This is a genomic window from Desulfonatronum parangueonense, assembly GCF_054656975.1.
The window spans coordinates 3,047,528-3,069,282 of record NZ_BAAHXH010000003.1 but is presented as its reverse complement, the minus strand read 5'-3'; the positions used below and the strand labels follow the sequence as shown (position 1 = coordinate 3,069,282).

18 protein-coding genes are annotated in these 21,755 nt (G+C 52.9%); all 18 read right to left on the bottom strand.

Annotation, left to right across the window (positions count from 1 at the left end; translation table 11 throughout):
- Positions 1 to 121: 121 nt before the first annotated feature.
- Positions 122 to 1,270, bottom strand: a complete 1,149-nt coding sequence (locus ACYQ15_RS13945; RefSeq protein WP_459938116.1) for an NAD-dependent epimerase/dehydratase family protein — start codon at positions 1,268 to 1,270, stop codon at positions 122 to 124.
- A 2-nt stretch (positions 1,271 to 1,272) separates the two neighbouring features.
- On the bottom strand, positions 1,273 to 2,364 hold the full coding sequence (locus ACYQ15_RS13940) for a polysaccharide biosynthesis protein (RefSeq protein WP_459938115.1): 1,092 nt from the start codon (positions 2,362 to 2,364) through the stop codon (positions 1,273 to 1,275).
- Between the two features lie 293 nt (positions 2,365 to 2,657).
- A complete protein-coding gene (locus ACYQ15_RS13935; protein WP_459938114.1) occupies positions 2,658 to 3,881 on the bottom strand; it encodes a glycosyltransferase family 4 protein in 1,224 nt (407 codons plus the stop codon).
- A 145-nt stretch (positions 3,882 to 4,026) separates the two neighbouring features.
- Positions 4,027 to 4,788 (bottom strand): PIG-L deacetylase family protein, encoded by a 762-nt coding sequence (locus ACYQ15_RS13930; protein ID WP_459938113.1) that lies wholly within the window; start codon positions 4,786 to 4,788, stop codon positions 4,027 to 4,029.
- Between the two features lie 152 nt (positions 4,789 to 4,940).
- Positions 4,941 to 6,089, bottom strand: a complete 1,149-nt coding sequence (locus ACYQ15_RS13925; RefSeq protein ID WP_459938112.1) for a glycosyltransferase family 4 protein — start codon at positions 6,087 to 6,089, stop codon at positions 4,941 to 4,943.
- Entirely contained in the window at positions 6,086 to 7,282 is a 1,197-nt protein-coding gene (locus ACYQ15_RS13920) for a glycosyltransferase family 4 protein (RefSeq protein WP_459938111.1), read from the bottom strand. Before ACYQ15_RS13920 ends, ACYQ15_RS13925 begins: the two co-directional genes overlap by 4 nt.
- Positions 7,279 to 7,896 carry a GNAT family N-acetyltransferase gene (locus tag ACYQ15_RS13915; protein ID WP_459938110.1) on the bottom strand — a complete coding sequence of 206 codons (618 nt, stop codon included), beginning with the start codon at positions 7,894 to 7,896 and terminating at the stop codon, positions 7,279 to 7,281. Before ACYQ15_RS13915 ends, ACYQ15_RS13920 begins: the two co-directional genes overlap by 4 nt.
- Positions 7,893 to 9,167, bottom strand: coding sequence for an O-antigen ligase family protein (locus ACYQ15_RS13910; protein ID WP_459938109.1), 1,275 nt, complete (start codon positions 9,165 to 9,167; stop codon positions 7,893 to 7,895). Before ACYQ15_RS13910 ends, ACYQ15_RS13915 begins: the two co-directional genes overlap by 4 nt.
- Positions 9,167 to 10,114 carry a glycosyltransferase family 4 protein gene (locus tag ACYQ15_RS13905; RefSeq protein ID WP_459938108.1) on the bottom strand — a complete coding sequence of 316 codons (948 nt, stop codon included), beginning with the start codon at positions 10,112 to 10,114 and terminating at the stop codon, positions 9,167 to 9,169. Before ACYQ15_RS13905 ends, ACYQ15_RS13910 begins: the two co-directional genes overlap by 1 nt.
- Before the next feature lie 421 nt (positions 10,115 to 10,535).
- Positions 10,536 to 12,362, bottom strand: coding sequence for an ABC transporter ATP-binding protein (locus ACYQ15_RS13900; protein WP_459938107.1), 1,827 nt, complete (start codon positions 12,360 to 12,362; stop codon positions 10,536 to 10,538).
- 90 nt (positions 12,363 to 12,452) lie between these two features.
- The gene (locus ACYQ15_RS13895; RefSeq protein WP_459938106.1) at positions 12,453 to 13,580 is read right to left on the bottom strand and encodes a glycosyltransferase family 2 protein; all 1,128 of its coding nucleotides are present in this window, start codon (positions 13,578 to 13,580) and stop codon (positions 12,453 to 12,455) included.
- Complete coding sequence (locus ACYQ15_RS13890; RefSeq protein WP_459938105.1) at positions 13,577 to 14,776, bottom strand: DegT/DnrJ/EryC1/StrS family aminotransferase; 1,200 nt, start codon at positions 14,774 to 14,776, stop codon at positions 13,577 to 13,579. The genes ACYQ15_RS13895 and ACYQ15_RS13890 overlap by 4 nt, the downstream gene beginning before the upstream one ends.
- Before the next feature lie 5 nt (positions 14,777 to 14,781).
- A complete protein-coding gene (locus ACYQ15_RS13885) occupies positions 14,782 to 15,840 on the bottom strand; it encodes a FemAB family XrtA/PEP-CTERM system-associated protein (RefSeq protein WP_459938104.1) in 1,059 nt (352 codons plus the stop codon).
- A gap of 4 nt (positions 15,841 to 15,844) precedes the next feature.
- Positions 15,845 to 16,672 carry an XrtA system polysaccharide deacetylase gene (locus ACYQ15_RS13880; protein ID WP_459938103.1) on the bottom strand — a complete coding sequence of 276 codons (828 nt, stop codon included), beginning with the start codon at positions 16,670 to 16,672 and terminating at the stop codon, positions 15,845 to 15,847.
- An 83-nt stretch (positions 16,673 to 16,755) separates the two neighbouring features.
- Positions 16,756 to 17,670 (bottom strand): VanZ family protein, encoded by a 915-nt coding sequence (locus tag ACYQ15_RS13875; protein WP_459938102.1) that lies wholly within the window; start codon positions 17,668 to 17,670, stop codon positions 16,756 to 16,758.
- A 64-nt stretch (positions 17,671 to 17,734) separates the two neighbouring features.
- Positions 17,735 to 19,795 carry an XrtA/PEP-CTERM system histidine kinase PrsK gene (gene prsK, locus ACYQ15_RS13870; RefSeq protein ID WP_459938101.1) on the bottom strand — a complete coding sequence of 687 codons (2,061 nt, stop codon included), beginning with the start codon at positions 19,793 to 19,795 and terminating at the stop codon, positions 17,735 to 17,737.
- 272 nt (positions 19,796 to 20,067) lie between these two features.
- Positions 20,068 to 20,700: an exosortase C-terminal domain/associated protein EpsI gene (locus tag ACYQ15_RS13865; protein ID WP_459938100.1), complete on the bottom strand. Its 633-nt coding sequence runs from the start codon at positions 20,698 to 20,700 to the stop codon at positions 20,068 to 20,070.
- A 187-nt stretch (positions 20,701 to 20,887) separates the two neighbouring features.
- The gene (gene xrtA / locus ACYQ15_RS13860) at positions 20,888 to 21,736 is read right to left on the bottom strand and encodes an exosortase A (RefSeq protein WP_459938099.1); all 849 of its coding nucleotides are present in this window, start codon (positions 21,734 to 21,736) and stop codon (positions 20,888 to 20,890) included.
- Positions 21,737 to 21,755: the final 19 nt, after the last annotated feature.

The following is a 21,755-nucleotide window of genomic DNA, read 5'->3' as shown; positions in this document are numbered from 1 at the left end:
GTTTCGCCATATCTTTGATGCCATGCTATGCTTAAACGGAGGATTTTTTACATTGTGTGGAGACAGAGCTGCCTGCAGATCGCGTTTCAAGATGTAATCAAGGATATGTATTCATCACTCTTCAACTCCATTTGATGCTTTTGAAAATGATCTCCGGCCGTATGGCCGCACTAAATTTCATGACAAGGTGCATCATTTGAGCCAAAACATCATCGGTCAGGTAATTCGGTTGCAAGCCAAGATCCAGCAGGCCTGTATGGACCGGGTTATAGTAGTGTTCTTCCGCTTCTTTACGAGGATTGGGCAAGGACCGAACACTGACATGAAGGCCGAGTTCCTTGCCGACGCGAACAATTTTATCCGCCAGATCATTGACGGAAAAAGTTTCCGTGAACTGGTTGAAGATCCGCAGTTCTCCTTTCCGCGCAGGCTGTTCCAACGACAAGCGGACACATTGAAGGGTGTCCTTGATGTTCAGGTAACCCCGGGTCTGCCCTCCCTGTCCGTACACGGTCAGGGGGTATCCCACCACGGCCTGTACGACAAAGCGGTTCAGCACTGTTCCGAACATTTCGTCATAGTTGAAAAAAGGCAGCAGTTCCGGATTGTTCTCGCTCTCGTCGGTCATGAATCCGTAAACCGGACCCTGCATTAGGTCCGTGGCTCGCAAGCCCCAGGTCCGCACGTAGAACCACAACAGGTCGGTATCCATGACCTTTGTCGTATGGTAGAGGCTGGAGGCTTGACGAGGATAAAGAAACCTGTCCTTGCGTCCCTTGTGATCGATTTCCAGCCAGCCTTCCTCGATATCAATGTTGGGCGTGCCATATTCTCCCATGGTTCCGATCTTGACGATTTGTGCGTCGGGACAAAACTCCCTCACGGCAAAGATGACGTTGGCGGTAACCCCGATGTTGTTGGACAAAGTAAGGTCCGCGGCGCGGCGATTGAGCATGGAATAGGGTGCCGAAGGCTGCTCCGCATAATGGAGAACGGCATCCGGCTTGACGTTCCGAAAAACTTCGCTGACGAAATCCCAGTGCCGAAGATCTCCAACATGGACCGCGATTCGTTTGCCGCCGTCCTTTTCCCAGATCGCGGCGCGCCGATGCATGTCCGGAACCGGAAACAGCGGCTCAACACCTTGCTCAAGACACATCCTGCGCCGAAGATAGTTGTCCACTATCGTCACTTCATGGCCATGAGCCGAGAGGTGCATGGCTGTGGGCCAACCCAGATACCCGTCTCCGCCGAGAATGAGAATTCGCATGCTTAGAGCCCCTCTTGCTCGTCGGAGGGGGGCCGTCCGTTTTTTCCTTCCGTCTTTTCATCCCCTTGAAGGAGGTTGTTTTGGCGCAGAAACATCGCGATCCGCTCCTGGGATAAAGCCTGTTCATTCCCCGAGTGATAAGGATTGGTCACCTCTTTGGAAACGAGATCGTCATATTTGTACTCAATGTTTCGGTAGAGGTTCGCGAATGCGGGCAACACAACGAAATATCGTTCCAGCTCCCATGCTCTTCTGGTTTCCTCCATGCTCATCAATTCCTCGTACATTTTTTCGCCAGGTTTTGTGCCGATAGTCTTGATTTCGATGTCTTGCGGATCAAGACCACAATCCGGAGCGATTTCCCGAATCATGACCACGGCTAGATCCTGGATGCGGATGACCGGCATTTTGGTAATCAAGACCTCTCCGCCATTGGCGTACATCGCCGAATCGATGACCAGCCTGGCCGCTTCCTGAATGCTCATGATGAACCGGGTCATGTTTGGATCGGTCAACGTGACCGGACCTCCCTGGCGAATCTGCTTGACAAAGAGCGGGATCACCGATCCCCTGGAGCCGAGAACATTGCCGAAGCGGGTAGAGGTATAGATGGTTCCTCCATCACGGGCGCTGGAATGGGCGGAGGTCATGAGACGTTCGCCCATCAGTTTGGAGGTGCCCATGACATTGGTCGGGTTCACGGCCTTGTCCGAACTGGTGAAGATGACGCGTTCCACATGATTTTCCCCAGCGGCCACGATGATGTTCTGCATGCCGAGGATATTGGTCTGGACGGCATCAAAGGGCGAGCGCTCGCACAGTTCGACATGCTTGAACGCGGCGGCATGAAATACCATGTTGATGCCGCGCATCTTTCGGAGCAGCTTGTCCCTGTCCCGCACGTCCCCCAAGCTGAAATATGCCTGGGACCGACCATGGAGTTGCTCCATGAAAAATAGCTCGGACTCGTTGTTATCCAGGCCAAGCAGTTCGCCGACCCGGTATTTTTCCAAAAGCAACCGAACCAGCTCCGACCCGACAGTGCCGCAACATCCCGTCACCAAAACCCGCTTGTCACTGAAAAATGATTTCACTTCGCTTCCTCTCGATTGATCCGTTTCTGTTTCCAACTGCTCAGCAGTTACGATTTTTCATGATGCCGCCGAAACCACTGAAATGTTTCGCGGTCTCGCCAGACCAACCGTTTTCCTCTTATGAATAGCTACATCATTCGTAACTACTCAGCAGAGTCAGAAAAAAGATCTGGATACCGGCTTTCGCCGGCATGACTAACATGGAAACGGCTTGCTCCGATTCGTCATTCCGGCGAAAGCCGGTATCCATTGCTGGGGAATGATCATGCACCGTATGTGCTGAATAGTTATCATCATTCCTGACTTTTTTTTATTCCTGCACTTGGAACTACGGAATGGATTGCCGGATCCGGATCAGGATTGATTTCAACACTCAGATTGGAGGTTTGATCAACAACCTCCATTTCGCCTTTCATGACTTGTTCGAGAAAGGCGTTGTACAACCGGCCATACCGTTGGGGAGAAAATATAGTTCTGGCTCGCTCATGACCCGCCTCGCCCATTCTCATCGCAAGAGAAGGATCATCAAGCAGGATTCGCATTTTCTGCGCCAGATCGGAAGGGTTTTCACTTTCGAAAAGCAATCCAGTCTCATTTTCCGCGATAACTTCTGGTATGCCGCCCACTCGGGAGCCGATCACGGGCTTGCCGCAGGCCATGGCTTCGATCAAAACCCTGCCCATGGATTCGGTGCGGGATGGTAAGACTAGAAAACGGCAGTTTTCGAACTCCGAGACTATCTTTTCAAAGAACATGCCGTTACGAAAAGATATCTTGTCATTCCCAGTGGCTAGACGTTCATAACGGTCTCTATCCTCGCAATGACCGATTATTTTCAAGGTCACGTCAGGATAGTCCGAAAAGATCAGATTGAAGGCCTGCAACAGCACGTCCACCCCCTTGACGTCATAGGGATGGCCGACGCACAGGATCGATCCATTTTGCGTATAGCCTGTCTTGCGAAATGCCTCTGTGGCAATGAAGGAAAAATAGGTCGCAACGGGTATTTTTTTTTCATGAAAGTCGAAGGTATTCGCATACTTGTCTGTCAAATGTTTGTTGATGCATTTGACGCCGTCGGCAAAACGGAACGTCAAACGCATGCAGGCCATCTTGATCCAGTTGATGATCCGCCTCTTGGTTCCGGGCATTCGACCCGTATCGTTCCAGAAATGATCCGTATTCACCTCAACCACCAGCCTGGCCCCGGTGAACAACTTGATCAATACTCCGGTCAACCCACAGATCAGCGGATCGTAACTGACAATCGCATCAAAGGGGCCTTTCTGCTTCGCTTTCCTTAGACAGAACAGGACATATCCAATCTGACGCAGAAGGATGTTCTTTTTCCACTTGACGGAAATAAATTGAAATTCTCCGGCATCCGCAATCGCGCCGGTACCCAGATGGAGAATGATTCCTTCATAGTATTTTGAAAGCTCGACAAATTTGTCCTGGAAACCAGGATCAGCCGGTTTCCAGATCAGGTAATTGAGAAAAAGAATTCTTTTTTTCATGTTGTGGCAAAAGGGCGTTAAAGGGATGGTTAAAGGGCTTGTCCAGCATTTACGCAAAGCAGGAATGGGCTTATCGTTGCTGTATCTGATACAGGGTTAAGATATTTTACTTTTCAACATGTGATGTGAAACCATCCGGGACATTTCAAGCCCCTGAGACCTTCCTGGTGAAAGCGATGAATTCCTTCCTCGGAAGAGCAAAAAATCGTTCAACATACTTAGTATCTATTCCACCAAATTGGTGCGAATGGTACATAGCAAGACCTTTGAAGCAATGTGCATAATCATTATTTCGCACTTGGCTTTGGAAACAATTTATTAATTCACACTTTTTATCGACAAAATCATCAATGAAAACAGCTATGTTCGGAATACATAGCCCCCATACCTCATAAGAATATATGTTGAGATTAAAATCTATTCTCTCCAGTGCCAGAGCAAGGGCTACCGATACATTTTCATGCTCGTAATTATGATCCAGGATAAATGGTGAGAAAATCACATCCGGTTTGTAGTCCTTGACGATTCGTTCCAAATCTGCGGCCAGTTGATCAACACTGTCATCTCCAATTCTTGCGTAACGTAGAAACAGCGGTGAGTTGATTCCCAGTCGCTTGGAGCACTCCTTTGATTCCCGTTCCCGAATCGCAATCAGATTATCTCTGCTCAAACCCAGTGCTGCCTCTGCCCCGGACCCGTCCTGCACAATGATGATCCTTGCGTCTCCTTGCTTGCTCAAATGGCTCAAGATACTCCCACCGCAGCCAATAGCCTCGTCATCGGAATGTGGCGCCACGACTAGGCATCTTTTTCCAAAAGGCGGCCGGACCTGAACCGGCTTGATGTAGCGTCCCAGGATATTTGTGGAATGAAATACGGCCTGCGTTTTTTTGTCGAGTTCAAACAAACTGCTTGTCAGGAAAAATTTGAAATTCCTCCTAGCCCACACCCAAGGTAATATCGTTCGATAAGCTCTGCGCATATAGTTTCTTAGCATAAATCCGCCGTGGTCTTCGGTATTTCTGCTTCTTTAGTCACCGGTCGATCCAAGATCCAAGTTTAGCCCTGACGATCTTGGGCGCTTGCAAGGACGTTTTCGTAAATTTTCGTCATTTGCTCTGCCCGAACCTGCGGAGAAAACTCTTTTAAAATTCTGTTTCGCCCATGAACCCCATGAGCGGCCATCATCGGTGGATCGGCAAGATAGGCCAGAATAGCCCTGGACATGGCATGTGCATCGCAAGGCGGAACAAGGCTGCCAGTCACTCCGTGTTCCACAACTTCCGGAATGCCGCCAACGTTCGTCGCCACCACCGAACGGCCAAAAAGCATGGCCTCCATTGCTGCATTCGGCAAACCCTCGCTCAACGAAGGCAGGACGACCAGGTCCAGGAGAGGATACCAGCGTGACATGTCGCTTTGAAATCCAACAAAATGGACATTCTCGTTTAATCCTGTTTCAGCGCATATCTGTTTCAGTCGGTCTTGTTCCTGACCTGACCCGATGATCAGCAGCTTGGCATCCGGATTGGTTTGCAATACCTGGCGAAATGCCTCCATGAACCAGGCATGCCCTTTTTCCGGACTCATTCTGCCCACAATGCCCAACAGAGGATTGCCATTGCCGCAACCGAGATCCTTGCGCAGTCGTTCCACTTCAAAATCCTGGATGTTTGTCTGAAAAGATTGCGGATCAATGGCGTTGCGCAGAGAGCTGACTTGTGATGCTCTTAAACCATAGCTCAGCATGTCTTGACGCATTTTTTCGGAAACTGTGACCACGGCATCGGCTTTACGTACAACCATTCTTTCCAGCCGAAAATAAAAGCGGACCTTGAAATTTTCCGCGGTGTTTCCATGTAGAAAAGCAATCCAGGGCAGACCGAGTTCGCGTTGCAGGAAAAAACAGAGCACGGAAGGCTTGTACCCGTGGCTTTGCAAAAGTTCGATTTTTTGGGCGGCGATCAGGGATTTTGCTTTTCTGAGCAAGGAAAAATCCAGACAGCCGTCTTGCTCAATGATCTGCGGATCAAACCCGCGGGTTCTCAATGTATCGAACAGTTCCTGTCGCGGTTGGGTGGACGGCCAAGTGAACCCAAGATTATATTGATATGGAAACCTGTTTTGAACGTGTTCCACGAGCTGCAGGAGCTGGCGCAACGGTCCGCTTAGGTGGTCCGTGGACATTAAGCTCAGAATACGTTTCATGGCGCTTCGGGAAGGGACCGCAGATCACGGTGCAATCGCTCAGTGATCGAGGACCAGTCATAGTTCCGGCGGACAAAGGTGGCGGCTGACTTCCCAAGGGAGCGGCAGAGATCGTCATCATCAAGCAGCCGGCATGTCTTCCGCGCAAAATCATCGTCATCTTTTGCAAGCAAGAGATGTTCGCCGTCTCTGACCGCGATGCCCTCCGCGCCGAGGGGGGTCGCGACAATCGCTTTGGCGCAAGCCATAGCCTCAAGAATCTTCAACCTGGTGCCGCCGCCCACCAGCAGGGGGACCACCACCACGCGAGCTTCGGCTAGGTAGGAGCGCACGTCCGGAACTTTGCCTGTGACAGTAATCCGCTGATCGGCCAACCGCTGAATGGACTCCGGCGGATTCTTGCCCACAATGGTGAATCGCGTCTGCGGTTTTTTCTTCCAGACAAAGGGTAAAATGTCGTTGACGAAATGAAGGATACCGAAGATATTGGCATGATAGTCCATGCTGCCGACAAAAACCAAATCTTGAGCAGAGGGATTCCACGGCTGAGGATGAAAATAATCGCAATCCACGCCGTTGGGGATGACCTTCACCGGTGTCCGCAGCCCATAGCCTTCGAGCATGCGCCCATCTTCCACCGAACATACCAGGATGCGGCGAAATAAGTCTGCGATTTGCCCTTCGTATCTCCGCAGCTTTGTTGCGGTGATCCGCGCGTATAGGGCTTTCAGCCGGCTCTGTTCTCCGTCGGCGAAGCGCTCGAGAAGGCTGGATTCCACATTATGCATGTCCAGTATGCGTCCACCGCGGCTTCTTGCCTTGGCAGCGTACTGGGCCATGACCACATCTTCGATCTGAATGCAGTCATAATTCGTGGAGGCGGTCGTCTTTTGCACCGCCTTGACCATGGCCGGAACATGATAGTTGTAAACATGAAACGGCAAAGGCATGACCAGACCCAACAGCAGGTCTTTCGGAGAGTAGGCCTTGGTACGGACGATCAGGAGCACACGGTTGCACAGTTCTTGCAAATTGGGGAAGTCGGATGCATTCTGTTCTGGTCTACAAAAACTGAGCAGGTCGACCTGCCAACCTTCCAAAACATAGCCCTTGATCAGATGGAAGGTGCGAATTTTCCATCCGTCGTCCAAGGGGGCCGGAACACGAGCCGTAAGAAACAGGACTCGCTTCATGACGCGCACACCTTTGTTCGGCCATTGAACGGTCCGAAGCTGCGAACCCTTTTATCCTTACGAAAGCCCGAGCGTTGCACGGCCTTGATGGAGGCAATGTTTGCATCATGAACAACGCAAAAAAAACGCCGCACGCCTTCAGCGCCTAATTCCCGCACGGTATGTGATACAACAAGGGAGCAAAGCCGCCTACCGCGGAAATCGGGCAGGGTAAGCATGTAGTTCACTTCCGCGCAACCTGGCCCCAGTTCAAGGAATCGACTTGATTTTCCGGCTTGAAAGATCCAGTGTAGATATGCAGGGGCGTCGTTCCAGAATCCCAGAAAAAAATCCTCTACATTATGATTGAGATCGCAGTAGAATTCCTGTGGCAGGGAGTAATGGCGACGCACGGCAGCAAGCTGTGCGAGATCACCGCGCACGATACGAAGCTGAGGCGGCATGACCTGCTTCGGCGTTTCTTCTGGGCCGCACGTGAAGACGATAAACGTATTGATCCGTAACAGGCTATAATAGCAGAATTTGTAGACACCCACCAAGCCTCGTCCGTAACGAGCTTGAACGCTTTGCCGGAAATGACGCATCATGGCGCCGGCCTCTCCCATGAATCTCATCCCCGAGCTCCGGCGATCTGGAGCCCAGGCGCCAGTTCCAAAGGACATTCCTGAACTTGTTCCTGAAGTTCGGCGAGCATCTCCAGCTTCTTGAGTATGCAGCACATGGCGATCATAAAGTAAAACATGGCAAAGTAGGCCGCAGAAAGGAATATTGCGGTGGTGACAAAGCCTAACAGACTGATTTGCAGGGCTGTGGTCATCCACAAGTGGTCCTTGAATTCATCCTCCCTCAGGGCGAACCTTGCGCGCATTCGGCGCATCGTCCGAAGGCTCGTCAAAATAAGCAAAATGAACAGGGTGAAACCGCCTATGCCCAATTCTGCCCCAATCTGGACAAATGCATTATGGGCGGTGAGCCACCTTCCTCCTTCTTCGCCGTAGGAGAGCCCGAGGCCTGTCGTGAATGCCGCGGCGCCGACGCCGGTAATGGGATTTTCCAACATCAGTCGCAATCCTCGCAACCATAAGGCCTTACGACCGTATTCCGCGGTGATGTTGTAGTCTTCTTCATAGGTCAATAGCGTACTCATTCGGTCCCGGTAGTGATCCGGGGAGATTTGCACAAAAACGACGAAGAGCAGGCCCAGCAAGGCAAGCTTTTTAAACCACGACGTGTACCTGTCCATCAGGAAAATGCATGCCGCGACGACCAGCAGTCCGATAAAGCCGCCCCGTGAGCCTGTCAGGATCAAGGCGTAAAGCAGCATGCAGATTCCACCTAAAAGGCCGAGTTTGACCAACCCCTTCCGGCTTTGCATAAAAAAATAGAGGATTGGCAAAGTGATTACGAACAGCATGGCGATGTCATTGGGATCGTAGGTCGCGCTCGCGGCCGCCCGACCAGTGCCGGATGCGGTAATTGTAAAAAAGACAAGGAGAAAAACACCGATAATGAACGCCCAAAGAAGTTTGCGCAGGTCAGAAAAGTTGTTCACGGCGTAAATCAACAGCAAAAAAAAGAGGATGGTGCGCGGAAATCCCATAACCGCATGGTTAAAGCTCTGGCCCGTGTAGACACTGAAGGGCACGGACAAGAGAGCGAGGGCGAAAATCCCGAGAACCATCTTGACCTGGGGTATCCGAAATGGGGGAACGTATTGTTCAGGTCTGGGAGATATCATGAACAAAGCCAGCGCCAGGAGAATGGAGATTTTTCCAAACTGCAGTGGAATGAGGATTGGAAAAAGCTCCTGGATCCTTGCCACATAGACCAGAACAAGCAGCATCATGCCAAAGATCAGAGGATTCTTTTGCGTTGACTCGCTCATTAATTCCGGGCTCCGAATAAGGGTTCTAGTTTTTGGGCAGCCGATTTCCAGGTATACTGGTGCGCAACCATCTCCCGCGCGGCATGACCAAGTTCACGGCACCGTTGCGGGTCTTCCAGGAGACGGAGAATATTATGGGCAAATTCTACTCCGGTGTTCGCGCGGACATAATGAACGCCTGCTTCGGCCTGAACGGCTTCCATGCCCAGATCAGTGGAAATGACGGCGCGCTCCATGGAAAAGGCTTCCAGAACCTTGTTCTTCAGCCCGCTGCCGATGCGCATGGGATTGACCATCACGGGAATGCGGGACGCAAGACCCTGCAAGTCTTCGACAAAACCATGCAATTCAAGGCCGTCCCCGTTCCTCCTCGTAGCATCCTGCAACCACTGCGGAGGATTTTTGCCGGCCACATGCCAGCGGACATTCTTCATGCGCAGCAAGGGCCAGACCTCATTCAAAAAAAAGCGCATCGCGGTGGTATTTGGCGGAAAATCCAGCGCACCCCAGAATATTACCGCCCGCTCCATCTCCCGCTGCGGGGGGATTGACGGAAGCTCGACGCCGTTGGGAACGAGGTGGAGCTTGCCGTGCTGCCGATTCAGGTCTTTGAGCCGAGTCAGGTCAACCGGAGAAACGGTTGTCACGGCATCGAACTTTTCCGTTACGTTCCGTTCATCATATCTGGCGCGGGCCAGATAGAGTCGGTTACGGATCCATTCACCGGGGCCGATTGACGAAAGATGCGCATACTCCCGCTCCAGGGTCAGGGTGCGACTGTCGCAAATATCCAGCACAACGGGAATGCGATCCAGATGCATTTCTGGGATGAACTGGGCCATCTTCGTACTGGCGATGAACAGGGCGTCCACCTTTCCCTCATGGATCACTGCGGCCAGAGTCTCGCGGACATGATCATGGGAATCCGGATTATAGCGCTTAACCAAGTGCCCCTCCAACGGATGCAGAAAACGTTTCCAAGAAGCCTTACCGGTTATATCCGGGAGAGGAATGCATTTCTTGAAAACCTTCGTGTCCATCGGCTGGCAATGTTTCATTTCCGTATCGTTTTCCGGGAAAAAGGCTGTCAGCAGCACATGTCTTTCAGCCAGAAACCGGCAAAGGTTGAATACCCGCAACGTATTTCCGCATCGCACCGGAAAGGGCAATCGATGATTCAGAACCAGGATTGTGGCCATTAACCGTTGCCCACAATATTGGAGATCATAGGGCAGAGAACGGCTGATAACACTCCGGAAACCCTGTTCCTGGAAGGAAGGATTACCACGGCAAGAAGGTCTGGCTGTACTTGGATGGTCATCATGACGAGACTCCATAAGGTGTGCTTGTTTGCTGTATCACAATTTTTCAAGCAACTTGCGCACTCTCCCCATTGCCTTCCTGAACAATGCGCCGTGCGATTTGCTGAAAATGCGCATTGCCGGCGATCAGTTCGGGATAGGACCCGGAAGCCACCAGACGGCCCTTGTCCAGCATGAAAATGGTGTCGCAATTTTGGACCGTGCTCAACCTGTGCGCGATCATCAGGATGGTCTTCTTGCGGGCTAGCCTCTGAATGTCCTGCATGACCTGTTCCTCAGTGACATTGTCCAGCGCACTGGTGGCCTCATCCAGAATCAGCACCTGAGGATCATGGTACAAGGCTCTGGCGATACCGATACGCTGCCGCTGACCACCGCTGAGTCGCACGCCGCGTTCACCGACAATGGTCTGGTAGCCTTGGGACAGTTCATCAACAAATTCGTTCAAATTGGCGATCCGCGCTGCACGCTCCACGGCATCCAGATCCACTTCGGCTTCAGGGACTCCGAAAGCAATATTATGGGCCACCGTATCATCGGTAAGGTAGATGAACTGCGGCACATAGCCGATATTACGTTGCCAGCGAACCATCAGGTCGCCATCCAGGGGCGTGCCGTCCACGATCAGCCGCCCGCGTTTTGGAGAAAGCAGGCCGAGAATCACATCCACGGTGGTGGTTTTGCCGGAGCCTGTGGCGCCGACAAATCCGACAGTAGTGTTCGCCTCAATGCGTAGGCTTAGTTCGTGCAGAACGGGATCTGGCGATTGTGGATAGTTGTAGGTTATCCGGTCCAGAACTAGGTCGTTTGTGATGGGAAGCCGTTCCATGGTCCCGGTCAGCGGAGCATCAAAATTGTCCGCCTTTTCGTGCATGTCTTCAAGCAGGGCGTCCAGTGCCGCGGAATTGAACCGCATCGTGCTGATGTTCATGAACAACGTCTGCACGGCGGGCATGAGCCGATAGCCTGCGAAAGCATACAGGGCGAGCAGAGGGATGATTTCTTCGGCTTGGCTTGTCGATGACAGAAAGTAGATCACAATGAGGATTATGCCGCCGAACCCTATGGTTTCCAAAGCAAATTTGGGGGCTTGCGTGATCAGTGCGAGCCTGCTCTCAGTATGCGCCAAATCCCGATTATGCATGGCGAACGTATCAAGAAAGTTCTTTTCCCGACCAAGTATTTTCAGATCCTTGATCCCACAAAGAGCTTCCGAAGAGGCCTGGAAACGGCCTTTGTTGGCCATGACACGTTTTCGACCCAGCTTTTCCAGTCCCCGACGTACTGAAATGAAAATCAAGGCGTAGCTCCCGCCGAGAACCACAACCACAAGCATGGCCAGGAAGGGATCCACCGCCACCAGCAGGGCGCAAATGAGCAACGTGATTGCTCCTCTGGCAATGATCGTCAAGATGGGCTGCAGCACGCTGCCGATGACCCGGGCGACTTCCTCGAGAATATTCTTGCCCATGTTCGAGGTGTTACGCGTCAAGAAAAACTGATAGGGCTGTACCATGTAGAACTGAAGCAGCTTACGGGATAGATTTGCTTTGCAGAAATGCACGAAGCGGGTGTTGAACCACAGTGATGCCAGACGCAGTGCATTGGAAAAGATAATCAGTACCAGTACGATAAATCCGAGAAAAATCAGGAATTGATCCGGTCTGGTGAACTGCATGCGCTCATAGATGAACTGCAGATATGGATTGGTTTCCACAACCTGCGGATTCGTAACCACGGCCATGAAGGGCATTATGGAAGCGATACTCAGCATGTCGATCAAGGCCGTGGACAACATTGTCGCAAACAGCAGACAGACCTTGAATCGTTCACGTCTGGTGAGCAGAGAGAGAATTTTTCGAAATTTACGCATAGTTCCGGTGAGGGTTGGAAGTCGTATTGCAAGTGGAAGAACAAATCTCAAATGGACCGCTTCGTGACAAACCCGATCCAGGCTCGGCGCTCAACTCTTCCGCGGGTCCCATGTTGTGTAGACCTGCCCGGTAACCAGCCTGAACAGTCCAAGCACGGCAGCGGCATGAAGCAAGATGAACATGGCTGGAACGTGCAGCAGCCCATGGGGTTGCTTCCAACCAAGCACTACCACCAGATAGAAAACGACCTGGAGCGCGAAGGTAATTTGGTATGCAAGGCCTTTATCCATTAAAAAAAGGTTGCAGAGCATCAATATGGCCATCAGGGGCAGGGTCATCCAACGCAGGATCTTATGGGAAACAACAGCCCAGAGATGCCCCAGGCGACCGCTCCGAACCAAATCTCCGGCCTGGGAGAGCACAATCAGCCAGGACTGAGCCATGATTCGCGTCTGGCGTTGCAGTTCCTTGCCGGCATCGTCGTCCTGGACTTCCCGGCATAGGGCCTCGGAGTCCTGTATCGCCCGAAACCCCTTACAGACTACTTGCAGAGGATGGATGAAATCGTTGATGTATTGTGCCGACAGCGGCTGGTAGAGATTCGCGCGTAGAGCGTAAATGGCGCCGTCCGCCCCGACTATGGATACCGTGCCGCTCTCCTGTTCCTTGATGAAATCTTCGTATCGTCGATATACTCCCCCGGAATGTTCCGCACTGTTCCGAACATCAAGGTAGACGGACCGACCGCTGACAAGCCCGACATTCGGATCCGCGAAATGTCGGGTCAGCTTGCGCAAAGCATCCGGAGCAAAAATGGTATTCGCGTCCGTAAACACCAGGATGTCGCCTTTCGCCTCGGCGGCCGCCCGGTTCAGAGCCAACGTCTTGCCGCCGCGCTTTTTCTGGATGATCAGCCTGATTCGCGGCGATTCGAATGAAGCCGCAATGGCTTCGGTCTCGTCCGCAGATCCATCCGAGACAATAATCAACTCCAAGGCCTCCGGCTCATAATCCAACTCCAGGAAGTTCTGGATTTTCTCCCGAATGACCTGTTCTTCGTTGTAAACGGAAAGAAGCATGCTCACCCTCGGCTGATGACGGTCATCGCGTCTCGTTTCCTTTCCCGTTGTTCGCGCCAGGATCCATATCAGCAGTGGGTAGCCGATGAACGCGTACACGAGGAGCAGCAGGCAAGCCCAGAAAAAGGTTTCAATCATGAGGTTCTCATTGTTTCTGGGTTTTGCGTCACGGGTTCAACGGTTTGAATGTCTGCCAGCAAAGCTCGGGCTTTTTCCACGATGCTCCGAGCCATTCGTTGACTTACAGCCATGTGCGTAGGCAGCGTAATCAGCCGCCTGGCAATCTCCACGGCGCCGGGGGTGGCCGAAACAGACTCCGCGAGCCGGGGTCGCAGTTCCGGAAGGTCGCCCAGGGCCAGAGGATAAAGGCGTCTGGCGCCATAGGCCTGCAGCAGGCGTATCTTGTCCTGGCGCCGGACCAGGATCGGAAACCGGATACAACTCGGCGTCCGGTGCATTGTCCCTGGCCGCGACGTTGACTGAAATCCCTGGGTATAGATCGTTCCGATCTCCGCGCGATGAGTGTTCAGCAATTCGAGATCGGCCAGGGCTGTTGTCCCGATCCGCTGCAAGGCAGGAGCCATGGCCGTGACTGGGAAGGCGGGGTCATAAATTGTGCGTCCCAGGCCCAGGGGCAGTTTTTCCAGCATCCAGTAAAGGCGCGGCCGGGACATGATTCGGATCATTGCCGGAGCAATGGGACTTTTGTTCTTCTCCGGACATGCTCGAACCGTCTCCGATATGCGGCTCAGTGCAATTGGCGCCTCGGCGCGGTTTGCGAAAAGCGCTCCGCCACCACCCAAAGGCAAAGGTTTCCCCCGGCCAAAACTGTAGACGGTGTAATCAGCCCACGCCGACCGCTTGCTCTGACCGGCATCCATGCATTGCGCTGAATCCTCAATCAAGCAAACGCCATGCCGCTTGGCAGCATCCGTCAGCCCCTCCGGATCAAGGGGCATCCCCAGCAAGCTCTGGCCTACCGCGGCCAAGGTTCTATCAGATAATGCTTCTTCGAGGCTTCCCGGATCAGGCTGAAAGGTATGCGGATCCAGATCGTACAGGGCTACGCGCAAGCCGGCCTTGACCGCTGCCGCGGCCACGGAATAGCAGGTATAGCCCGGGAGCAGGACTTCAGATCTTTCCGGCCCGGCGTGGGCGCGCAATTCCTTGAAAAGCAAGTACAGCAGAACCCTGGCGCTGCCTGCGAGGATGCATGGGCGGCCAAGCGTCTCCCGCATTTTTCCGGAAAAATCGGATCGTCCCGGGATGAAGCCCTTGGACAGTGCGATCCAGGACAGGCGTGTTTCGGCGGGAGGAATATTGTGGAAAAACATGATGATCAGCGATCGATATATTTGCGCAGGCATGGACCCAGAACATTCGCCGCGGGCAACGGAAGACATTGCCAGACGGACTCCAACGTGCGCCGGAGTGCTCCGTTCGAACCCTGCTCTGCCCGTGAACTCGTCGTCGCCAACCTGTACCATGACAAGGGAACCGGCGCCGCGCCCCACTGTTTCTTGAAGGCATATGTTCCCTCTTCGGGGGTGGACCTGCCGAAATCGAAGGACGCAAAACCGCTGTCCGCGGCAAACCGCAAAAAGGTCCAGTATAACAGCATGTTCGGGCTGAGCCGATTGAATTCCCGCAGGGCCGAAGCCCAGGGGATGGATACGGTTCGACCATGGCAGAGAACAATTCCGGCGGCAGCTGGAATATTTGCTGAATAGACCACCCCCACCACAGCCTGCCTGCCAAAGGCATCAACAACCGCTTCCAGCCAAGACTTGCCGTGGACAGGGGAACCCAGGTCGCGCATGTTTTTAGTAAATACGTGATAAAAGTCGTTCAGGAGTTCACTGCCGCCCAGGCGACACGTCAGCCCGTTCTTCCCGGCCCGATTGATCTGGCTGCGCAATTTGGACTTGAACCCCGTCCAGAGTTCCTCCGCCGTACCCGGCAGTTCCAGCAGCATTCGGCACTTGTCCGTAACCTGGATGAATCCGCCATGGGACAGGATGGCCCCTGTCGGAGCCGGGCAGCGGATCTCCAGATCCGCGTGGAGATCCGTTGCCAGTTTCTGTGCATTGCTTAACAGAACGTCCGCCACCGTCGGATCATCCGCCAACAGGCCTCCGAAATCGCAAAACGGCAAGGAGACCAATCGTGCTCTGGTCAATGGAGGCTTGAACAGTACCAGGGGCAAAGAGCCGACAACATTAGAACCAGAAAACGCCGCTAGGTAGAGGGTTTCATGGCCATAGCCATTCTGCACCGCCTTTTTCCAGGCTGTTGTCAGGTATGGGCTCCCATGTTCGTGATGGAGTACGTATTCGTCCCAGGCAGGATACCCGGACTCCGTCAGGATCTGACTTGGCACTGCGGATCGCTGCGTCATGACTTCATGAATCCTGTCCATATCCGGAGGGCAGCGGTTCAAAGGAGAAGTCCCTGAGCAGCCGGCAAAAACGGGTTAGCGTCTTGTCCAGATTGTTGTAGTGCCGAAACCTGGACACAGCGCAAGCCTTGTTGAATCGGGGCTGCTCCGGATCGATCTCCCAGGGATGGAGATAGAAGACGAAGGGCCGTCCCTCGATATTATTGATTCGTTTCAAGGCCCACTTGCTGAACCAGTAGGGAAAGAGCCGAAAATAGCCGCCGCCGGAGACGGGGATGTTCTTCCCCATGATCATGACCGTTGAAACGGGAAACTCGACCATACCCTGGGGCAGATTGTACTGGAAACGTGGTGCGTCGGGGATGCCGTAAGTATCGTGATGGATGGGAAAGATGCTTGAATCAGTGGTAAAACCGGAAGCGTGCAGGATGTCCAGGGCCCAAAGAGACTTGCGGGTTATGGAATAGCTGGGAGCGCGGTAGGCAGTGACGGATACCCCGCTGAACTGCTCCAGGAGCGTCTTGCTCCGCTGCGTATCCGTACGAAATTCTTCCGGGGTCAGATCGAAGACGTTGCGATGCCAGTAGCTGTGGCAACCGATGACGTGGCCGTGTGCGGCAATGCGCCGGACCAGATCCGGCTCTTTTTCCGCTATCCAGCCAAGAATGAAAAACGTGGCCTTCACCTGGTATCTGTCCAGGATTTCCAGAACGCGGCAGGTATTGATCGAAACCCGCCGGGTCAGGTGGTCCCATTCTTCGCGTTTAATGATTCGACTAAAGGCGTTGACCTGGAAATAGTCTTCCACGTCAATAGTCAGGTAGTTCCGCATCCATGAGGATGAGCAAGAACGGTGCCGTGGCTAATGTATGCATTGACGCCAAACGCAGTTCGGTCATGGCTGCAAATTACGCGTTATGGAATCAGCCGAACATGGTCCAGATGAATGACTCGTGGTTCCTTCATTTGAATGGCAAAAACGGCCAGCGAAGTCACCTGCGACAAATCCAAGCGCCTTCCGGCCGGGGCGTTTTCAATGTTCTCAAGGGGAATGGACAGGTCGTTCCATCCCTTGGCCAAGCGGAATTCACGGTTATAGCGGTCGTGATATCCTCCCCCACGGCGGAGATGTTCCTTGTCCCGGATGGAAATGGTCATCCGCAACGGTCCCGGGCCCGGATTGTGAATCCTCATGGCCAAAGCAGCATAGCCCTGCCAGTCACCGAAACTCCTGATCATGGTGGTGCCGGAATAATATTGGGTGCCCAGCCGCACGCGCAGTGACGAAGCGCCATGTCCAGCGAAACCGGAATCGATCACCCCTCTGGACCAGCGCCTCGCTTCGAAGGGGGTTTCAAAATCACTGAGCATGGGAAATTGCCGGGCCGCCAGCTTCATGTCCCAAAGATTCGTCATCGGCTTGTAGAACTGGATCAGGCAAATCGCCAGTACCGCGACCTGGGCGGCTCTGAGCAGGTATCGGCCCAGGCGGTATCGTTGGGGCGCCAGGAACAGCAGGGCGAAACACGCTCCGAGAAGATTGACGCCCAGATCCCGCCATGAGGCAGTGCGGTTGAAATACGGCTGGATCAACTCGATTCCGCCGCCCAGAATCGTTGCAACGGCCAGAATCAGTCCTGCCAACTGCGCAAAGGAATAAGTGCTCAATATCCGCAAACGCGACAGAGACCAGGCCAGCAGGGCAAAGAAAGTGAAGTGGACCAGGCTGTTCACCTGCGACAGGGGACTGGACGCGTCATGAACTGAGCTGATGAAAAAGAGCGGCAACCCCGCCGACAAAAGCAGGAGCGTGATGTGGGGGAGACGCATTGATGCTTGAGAGAAGGTTTAAGGTTTTGTGATGTGAGGTTTCAGACAGGCGGATGGATCAATGTCATTCTTGCTGGTGCAAGGGAAGCCAGACCGTGAAGGTAGAGCCTTGCCCTTGGGTGCTTTGCACTTCGACTCTTCCACCATGGGCCGTGATGATCTGCTTGCACTGATACAGTCCAATACCCAGTCCGCCGGGTTTGGTGGTTTTGAAGGGTGTGAACAGGCCGTCACGCAAAAACTCCGTCGAAATGCCGCATCCTTTATCCTGGACACGAATTCCAGCCTCCTCCCCCTGGCGGATGATGTCAACATGTACGGGACCTTTTTTTTCCGTGGCATCCAAGGCATTGAGAAGCAGGTTGAGCATGACCTTGTGCAGTTCCTCCGGATCTGCCTCCACCATCAATGAGTGGCCGGTGATGGATATGGGGGCCGTATTGACCATGGCCGCGGTCTCTTCGGCCACTTTCTTGATATCGACCATCTGGAGGCGCAGGCTGATGGTTCCGGGCAAGGTCTTCAGGCGAGTGATGAGCATTTTCATTCGATTGATCGTGTTGCCAAGGGATTGAAGCATGTCGCTTTGGAATTCCGGATCAGCCATATAGTCCTTGGCATTATCCAACATCAAAGAAAGGGTGTAGACAAGATTTTTCAGATCATGAGCCACGAATGTCGAGACCTTGCCCACGGCTTCCATTTCTCGAGCCTGGGCAAGCTGATCAGCCAGGCGGAAATTCAGCAAGGCCAAAGCAACTTGGCGGGACATGGCCTTGATCAGGTCATAATCCTCAAAACCGTAGGACTCGTTTTTGTCCAGCGGATTACCCATGGCGATAAACCCTTCCAGTTGATCGGCCAGGATAAAAGGAGCGAGCAGAATGATCCCGTGTTCCCTGATGTCCCGTGCCAGACTCGGCGCATGTGTTTCCCAGGATTCCGCGGATAAATTCCTGACCCATGTTGAATTCCGCATCGGCGAAAGCAGTGGATCGTCATGGGCTATGAATTCGTTCCCACGGTCCATGGCCAGAACGAATTGGCGCCTGAAGGCGTTCGACTCGTAATCCCGCAGATACAACGCGGCACATCCCATGCCGAACGTGTCGCAATACTCTCCAAGCACGGCCGTTAATAACTCTTCCCTCGTTTTGGCCCGGGACAAATGGGTGGTGAACTTCTGCCATTCCTCTCGGTAGTCGTATTTGTTTTCATAAAAATGCTTTACGAGAAACACCTGGATCTTGCGCTTGAAGCTGGCGGACATCAAAATCACCAGGAGCATGACGCCGGAAAGCAGCGAGATGATGGCCAGAAGCACCTTGGGGAAATCCTGCCCGAAATATTTCATCCCTTCGCCAAGAAGTCCCAGCCCCAGGAGGTAGAGTCCCACCGTCAGGAGCACCACGGATTTGAGGGCCATCTGTCGGGAAAGGTTGATGTGCACATCACTACTGCGTTGGATCATCGAATAGCCGATCAGGCCTGTTCCCAGAAGCAAGGCTAAGGATCGCACCGGAACCAGTTGCATGTTGATGGTCCGGTACAACAGCCCCTGGCTATAGTAAAAGAGCAGCCCGACCAGGATCACGCCGGCGCCTGTCAGTGCCAGTTTCACTTTCCATCGATCTTCCCGGGCGGAACCGATCAAGGTGGTCTCAAGATTGATCAGCGGCAGAACAAGGATGACGAGTATTCCGACATAGAAGAGAAATGCCGGGCCAGTGAGGAAGAGGATGCGTTCCTCCGCGAAATCCGGCGAGAAATAGAATGTTTCATATGAATTCAGTATGGCTGTGGTCGGAAAAGCCATGGTGAACACCAGGGCGAGGATCTGAAAAGCTGAGATGTTGTTCAGGTTCACCTTTCGGGCGAAGATCAGGCTGAATCCAAGCCAGGACATGGGCAGCAGGGCCTCGGCGAACATGGCCGGGCGCCGCCAGAACGGCATCTCTTCAGGATTGCGCAAGGCAAGCAGGTCGAACAGTTCAAGGCATGCGGTGCAGGTCAGGGCGATAAAAAGCAATATGAGGTCCGGCGACAACCTGCGTCGCGCCAGAAGGTAAAGCGGCAGGCCGATCGCCGCCATGATCGCCGAGATGGAGAGGATGGTCTGCAGCATCTGTGTTCAGTGACAGGCTCAGTGAGTGCGTATCGCCGACATCAAAGATGATGGGGACGATATGGAGTCAAAAAAGCGCATGTGCTTTTTGGTTATTCCAGCGCTGTGACATCAAATGTTGAATTTCGGTAACTATTCAGCACATACGGTGCATGACCAGTCCCCAGCACTGGATTCCGGCTTTCGCCGGAATGACGGATCGGAGCAAGCCGTTTCCATGTTGGTCATACCGGCGAAGGACGGCGCTATTGCTGTGAGGAGTTGCGAATATTTTACGATGGCAGAAATTCACGGATGACTGGATAAAAGTCTCTGGCAAAATCCTGAGTACGCCTCAGACCTTGCTCGAGATCGCCGTCGTAACGGGTGGAGATGCGGATAAAAGCGGTGTCCCGGCGGCCGTGCAACAGAGCCCCGGTTACTTCGCCCAGTTTCAGGGCATATTCGCTGTTCAGGCTCTTGTCTCGAGTCTGAAACCAATACAGAAATACTTCCCTGGTCTCCCCAAACTGATACACAGCCTGGACCATGTTCACCTTTTCAGTGCCAATAGTCATGGTGAGCCTTTCACTGGAAATCATTTGCCACCCTCCACCCGGCAGACAATGCTTGGGGGAGTGGATGACGCCTGTTCCCTTGCCTCCGTCATAAAAACCGATATGCAGATCAACCGGTCTTTCACCGTCCCGGATATATGTTCGATTGAGAATATCCGTGGGTTTCAGAATTTCCATGACAGTATCGCTGAAATCATAATTACTGACCATTTTCCAATCCGCATGGGATTGAGGAAACTGGTAGAACGGCTTGTTGACAGGGGGAGCCGTATCAGCATGGACATGCAGGTAGAGCATGGTCAGCAACAGCAGAGCGTAAAGCAGGATAAAACGTTTTGAGTTCAACATGTAATTTCCTCTCATATTGTCATTGTTCAAGGTAACTACTCACGACACGCTCTTTCTCAGGCAATTGGGGTCGGAACAATTGTGGCATGCTCCAGTGGCTCTGCTTCCGATTTCGATACCAATACCGTATCCGATTCCAATTCCGAGCGCAGCAACAGCATCAATTTGCTGAACTGTTGCAATCCACTCAGCGCTGGCGGTCCCGATGTCCAATGCTCAGAATACCTCCCAGTGCCAGCAGGAGGATCATGGCCACGGCAAAGACGGCGAAGCCTGCAAAGTCGTGGAAAAAACCTTGGGCTACCTGAGCCCCCCAGTATTGTGCCAGGAATCCGGTGACGATGACGCGCATGGCATTGGTCGCCACGGCAATGGGAATGGCCGAAGCAATGATAATCGCTCGTTTGGTGTTGCTCTTCTGGGTCAAGAAAGCAAAGGCTACTGCCAGGGCCAGGAGTGACATTATGGATCGCAACCCGCTGCAGGCGTCCGCGACTTCCAACACGGTGTTGGTGAACATGATGATGTTGCCCTCGTTCCAGACGACCACACCCAGCATTTTCAGTGTGGCTACAGAGATATTCGTTACGAAAAGCTTCAGAGGGAACGCCGCGGCATCATAGACGATGTAGGGGATGGGAATCATCAGAACCAGAAAAAGCAACGGCAACGCCATGATCTTGAAAACCCGTATACCGAACAGGTAAATCGTCATGCCGCAAAGAATCACCACCAGCGACAGGCGCATATTGAACAGTTCCGTACCCAGCCAGCCCAGGACTAGTTGGCATAGTCCAAGAAAAACGACAAACAACCCAACATTTGACGGATCAACAGGTGCAGTTCGAAGTTGATCCCACCGTTGATAGATAAAAAATCCTGAAATCAATGGCACCAAAAAACCATGTGAGTAATTTTCATCATTGGCCCATTGGAAGACCATAAGCGATATGATATCAAAATACATTACTGCCAGAATGGGTATGAGCAGCAGCAAATAGAACCGAAATTTATATAGAGCTTCCGTAAAGGTCATGGACAATCCTTGATGCATG

Bases quoted from the DNA above. Each gene is read 5' to 3' on its own strand.
- ACYQ15_RS13935 (WP_459938114.1), bottom strand. From the start codon at position 3,881: ATGAAAAAAAGAATTCTTTTTCTCAATTACCTGATCTGGAAACCGGCT.
- ACYQ15_RS13880 (WP_459938103.1), bottom strand. From the start codon at position 16,672: ATGCGGAACTACCTGACTATTGACGTGGAAGACTATTTCCAGGTCAAC.
- ACYQ15_RS13890 (WP_459938105.1), bottom strand. From the start codon at position 14,776: ATGTTTTTCCACAATATTCCTCCCGCCGAAACACGCCTGTCCTGGATC.
- ACYQ15_RS13895 (WP_459938106.1), bottom strand. From the start codon at position 13,580: ATGATTGAAACCTTTTTCTGGGCTTGCCTGCTGCTCCTCGTGTACGCG.
- ACYQ15_RS13945 (WP_459938116.1), bottom strand. From the start codon at position 1,270: ATGCGAATTCTCATTCTCGGCGGAGACGGGTATCTGGGTTGGCCCACA.
- ACYQ15_RS13910 (WP_459938109.1), bottom strand. From the start codon at position 9,167: ATGAGCGAGTCAACGCAAAAGAATCCTCTGATCTTTGGCATGATGCTG.
- prsK (WP_459938101.1), bottom strand. From the start codon at position 19,795: ATGCTGCAGACCATCCTCTCCATCTCGGCGATCATGGCGGCGATCGGC.
- ACYQ15_RS13875 (WP_459938102.1), bottom strand. From the start codon at position 17,670: ATGCGTCTCCCCCACATCACGCTCCTGCTTTTGTCGGCGGGGTTGCCG.
- xrtA (WP_459938099.1), bottom strand. From the start codon at position 21,736: ATGACCTTTACGGAAGCTCTATATAAATTTCGGTTCTATTTGCTGCTG.
- ACYQ15_RS13865 (WP_459938100.1), bottom strand. From the start codon at position 20,700: ATGTTGAACTCAAAACGTTTTATCCTGCTTTACGCTCTGCTGTTGCTG.
- ACYQ15_RS13920 (WP_459938111.1), bottom strand. From the start codon at position 7,282: ATGAAGCGAGTCCTGTTTCTTACGGCTCGTGTTCCGGCCCCCTTGGAC.
- ACYQ15_RS13885 (WP_459938104.1), bottom strand. From the start codon at position 15,840: ATGACGCAGCGATCCGCAGTGCCAAGTCAGATCCTGACGGAGTCCGGG.
- ACYQ15_RS13925 (WP_459938112.1), bottom strand. From the start codon at position 6,089: ATGAAACGTATTCTGAGCTTAATGTCCACGGACCACCTAAGCGGACCG.
- ACYQ15_RS13915 (WP_459938110.1), bottom strand. From the start codon at position 7,896: ATGAGATTCATGGGAGAGGCCGGCGCCATGATGCGTCATTTCCGGCAA.
- ACYQ15_RS13900 (WP_459938107.1), bottom strand. From the start codon at position 12,362: ATGCGTAAATTTCGAAAAATTCTCTCTCTGCTCACCAGACGTGAACGA.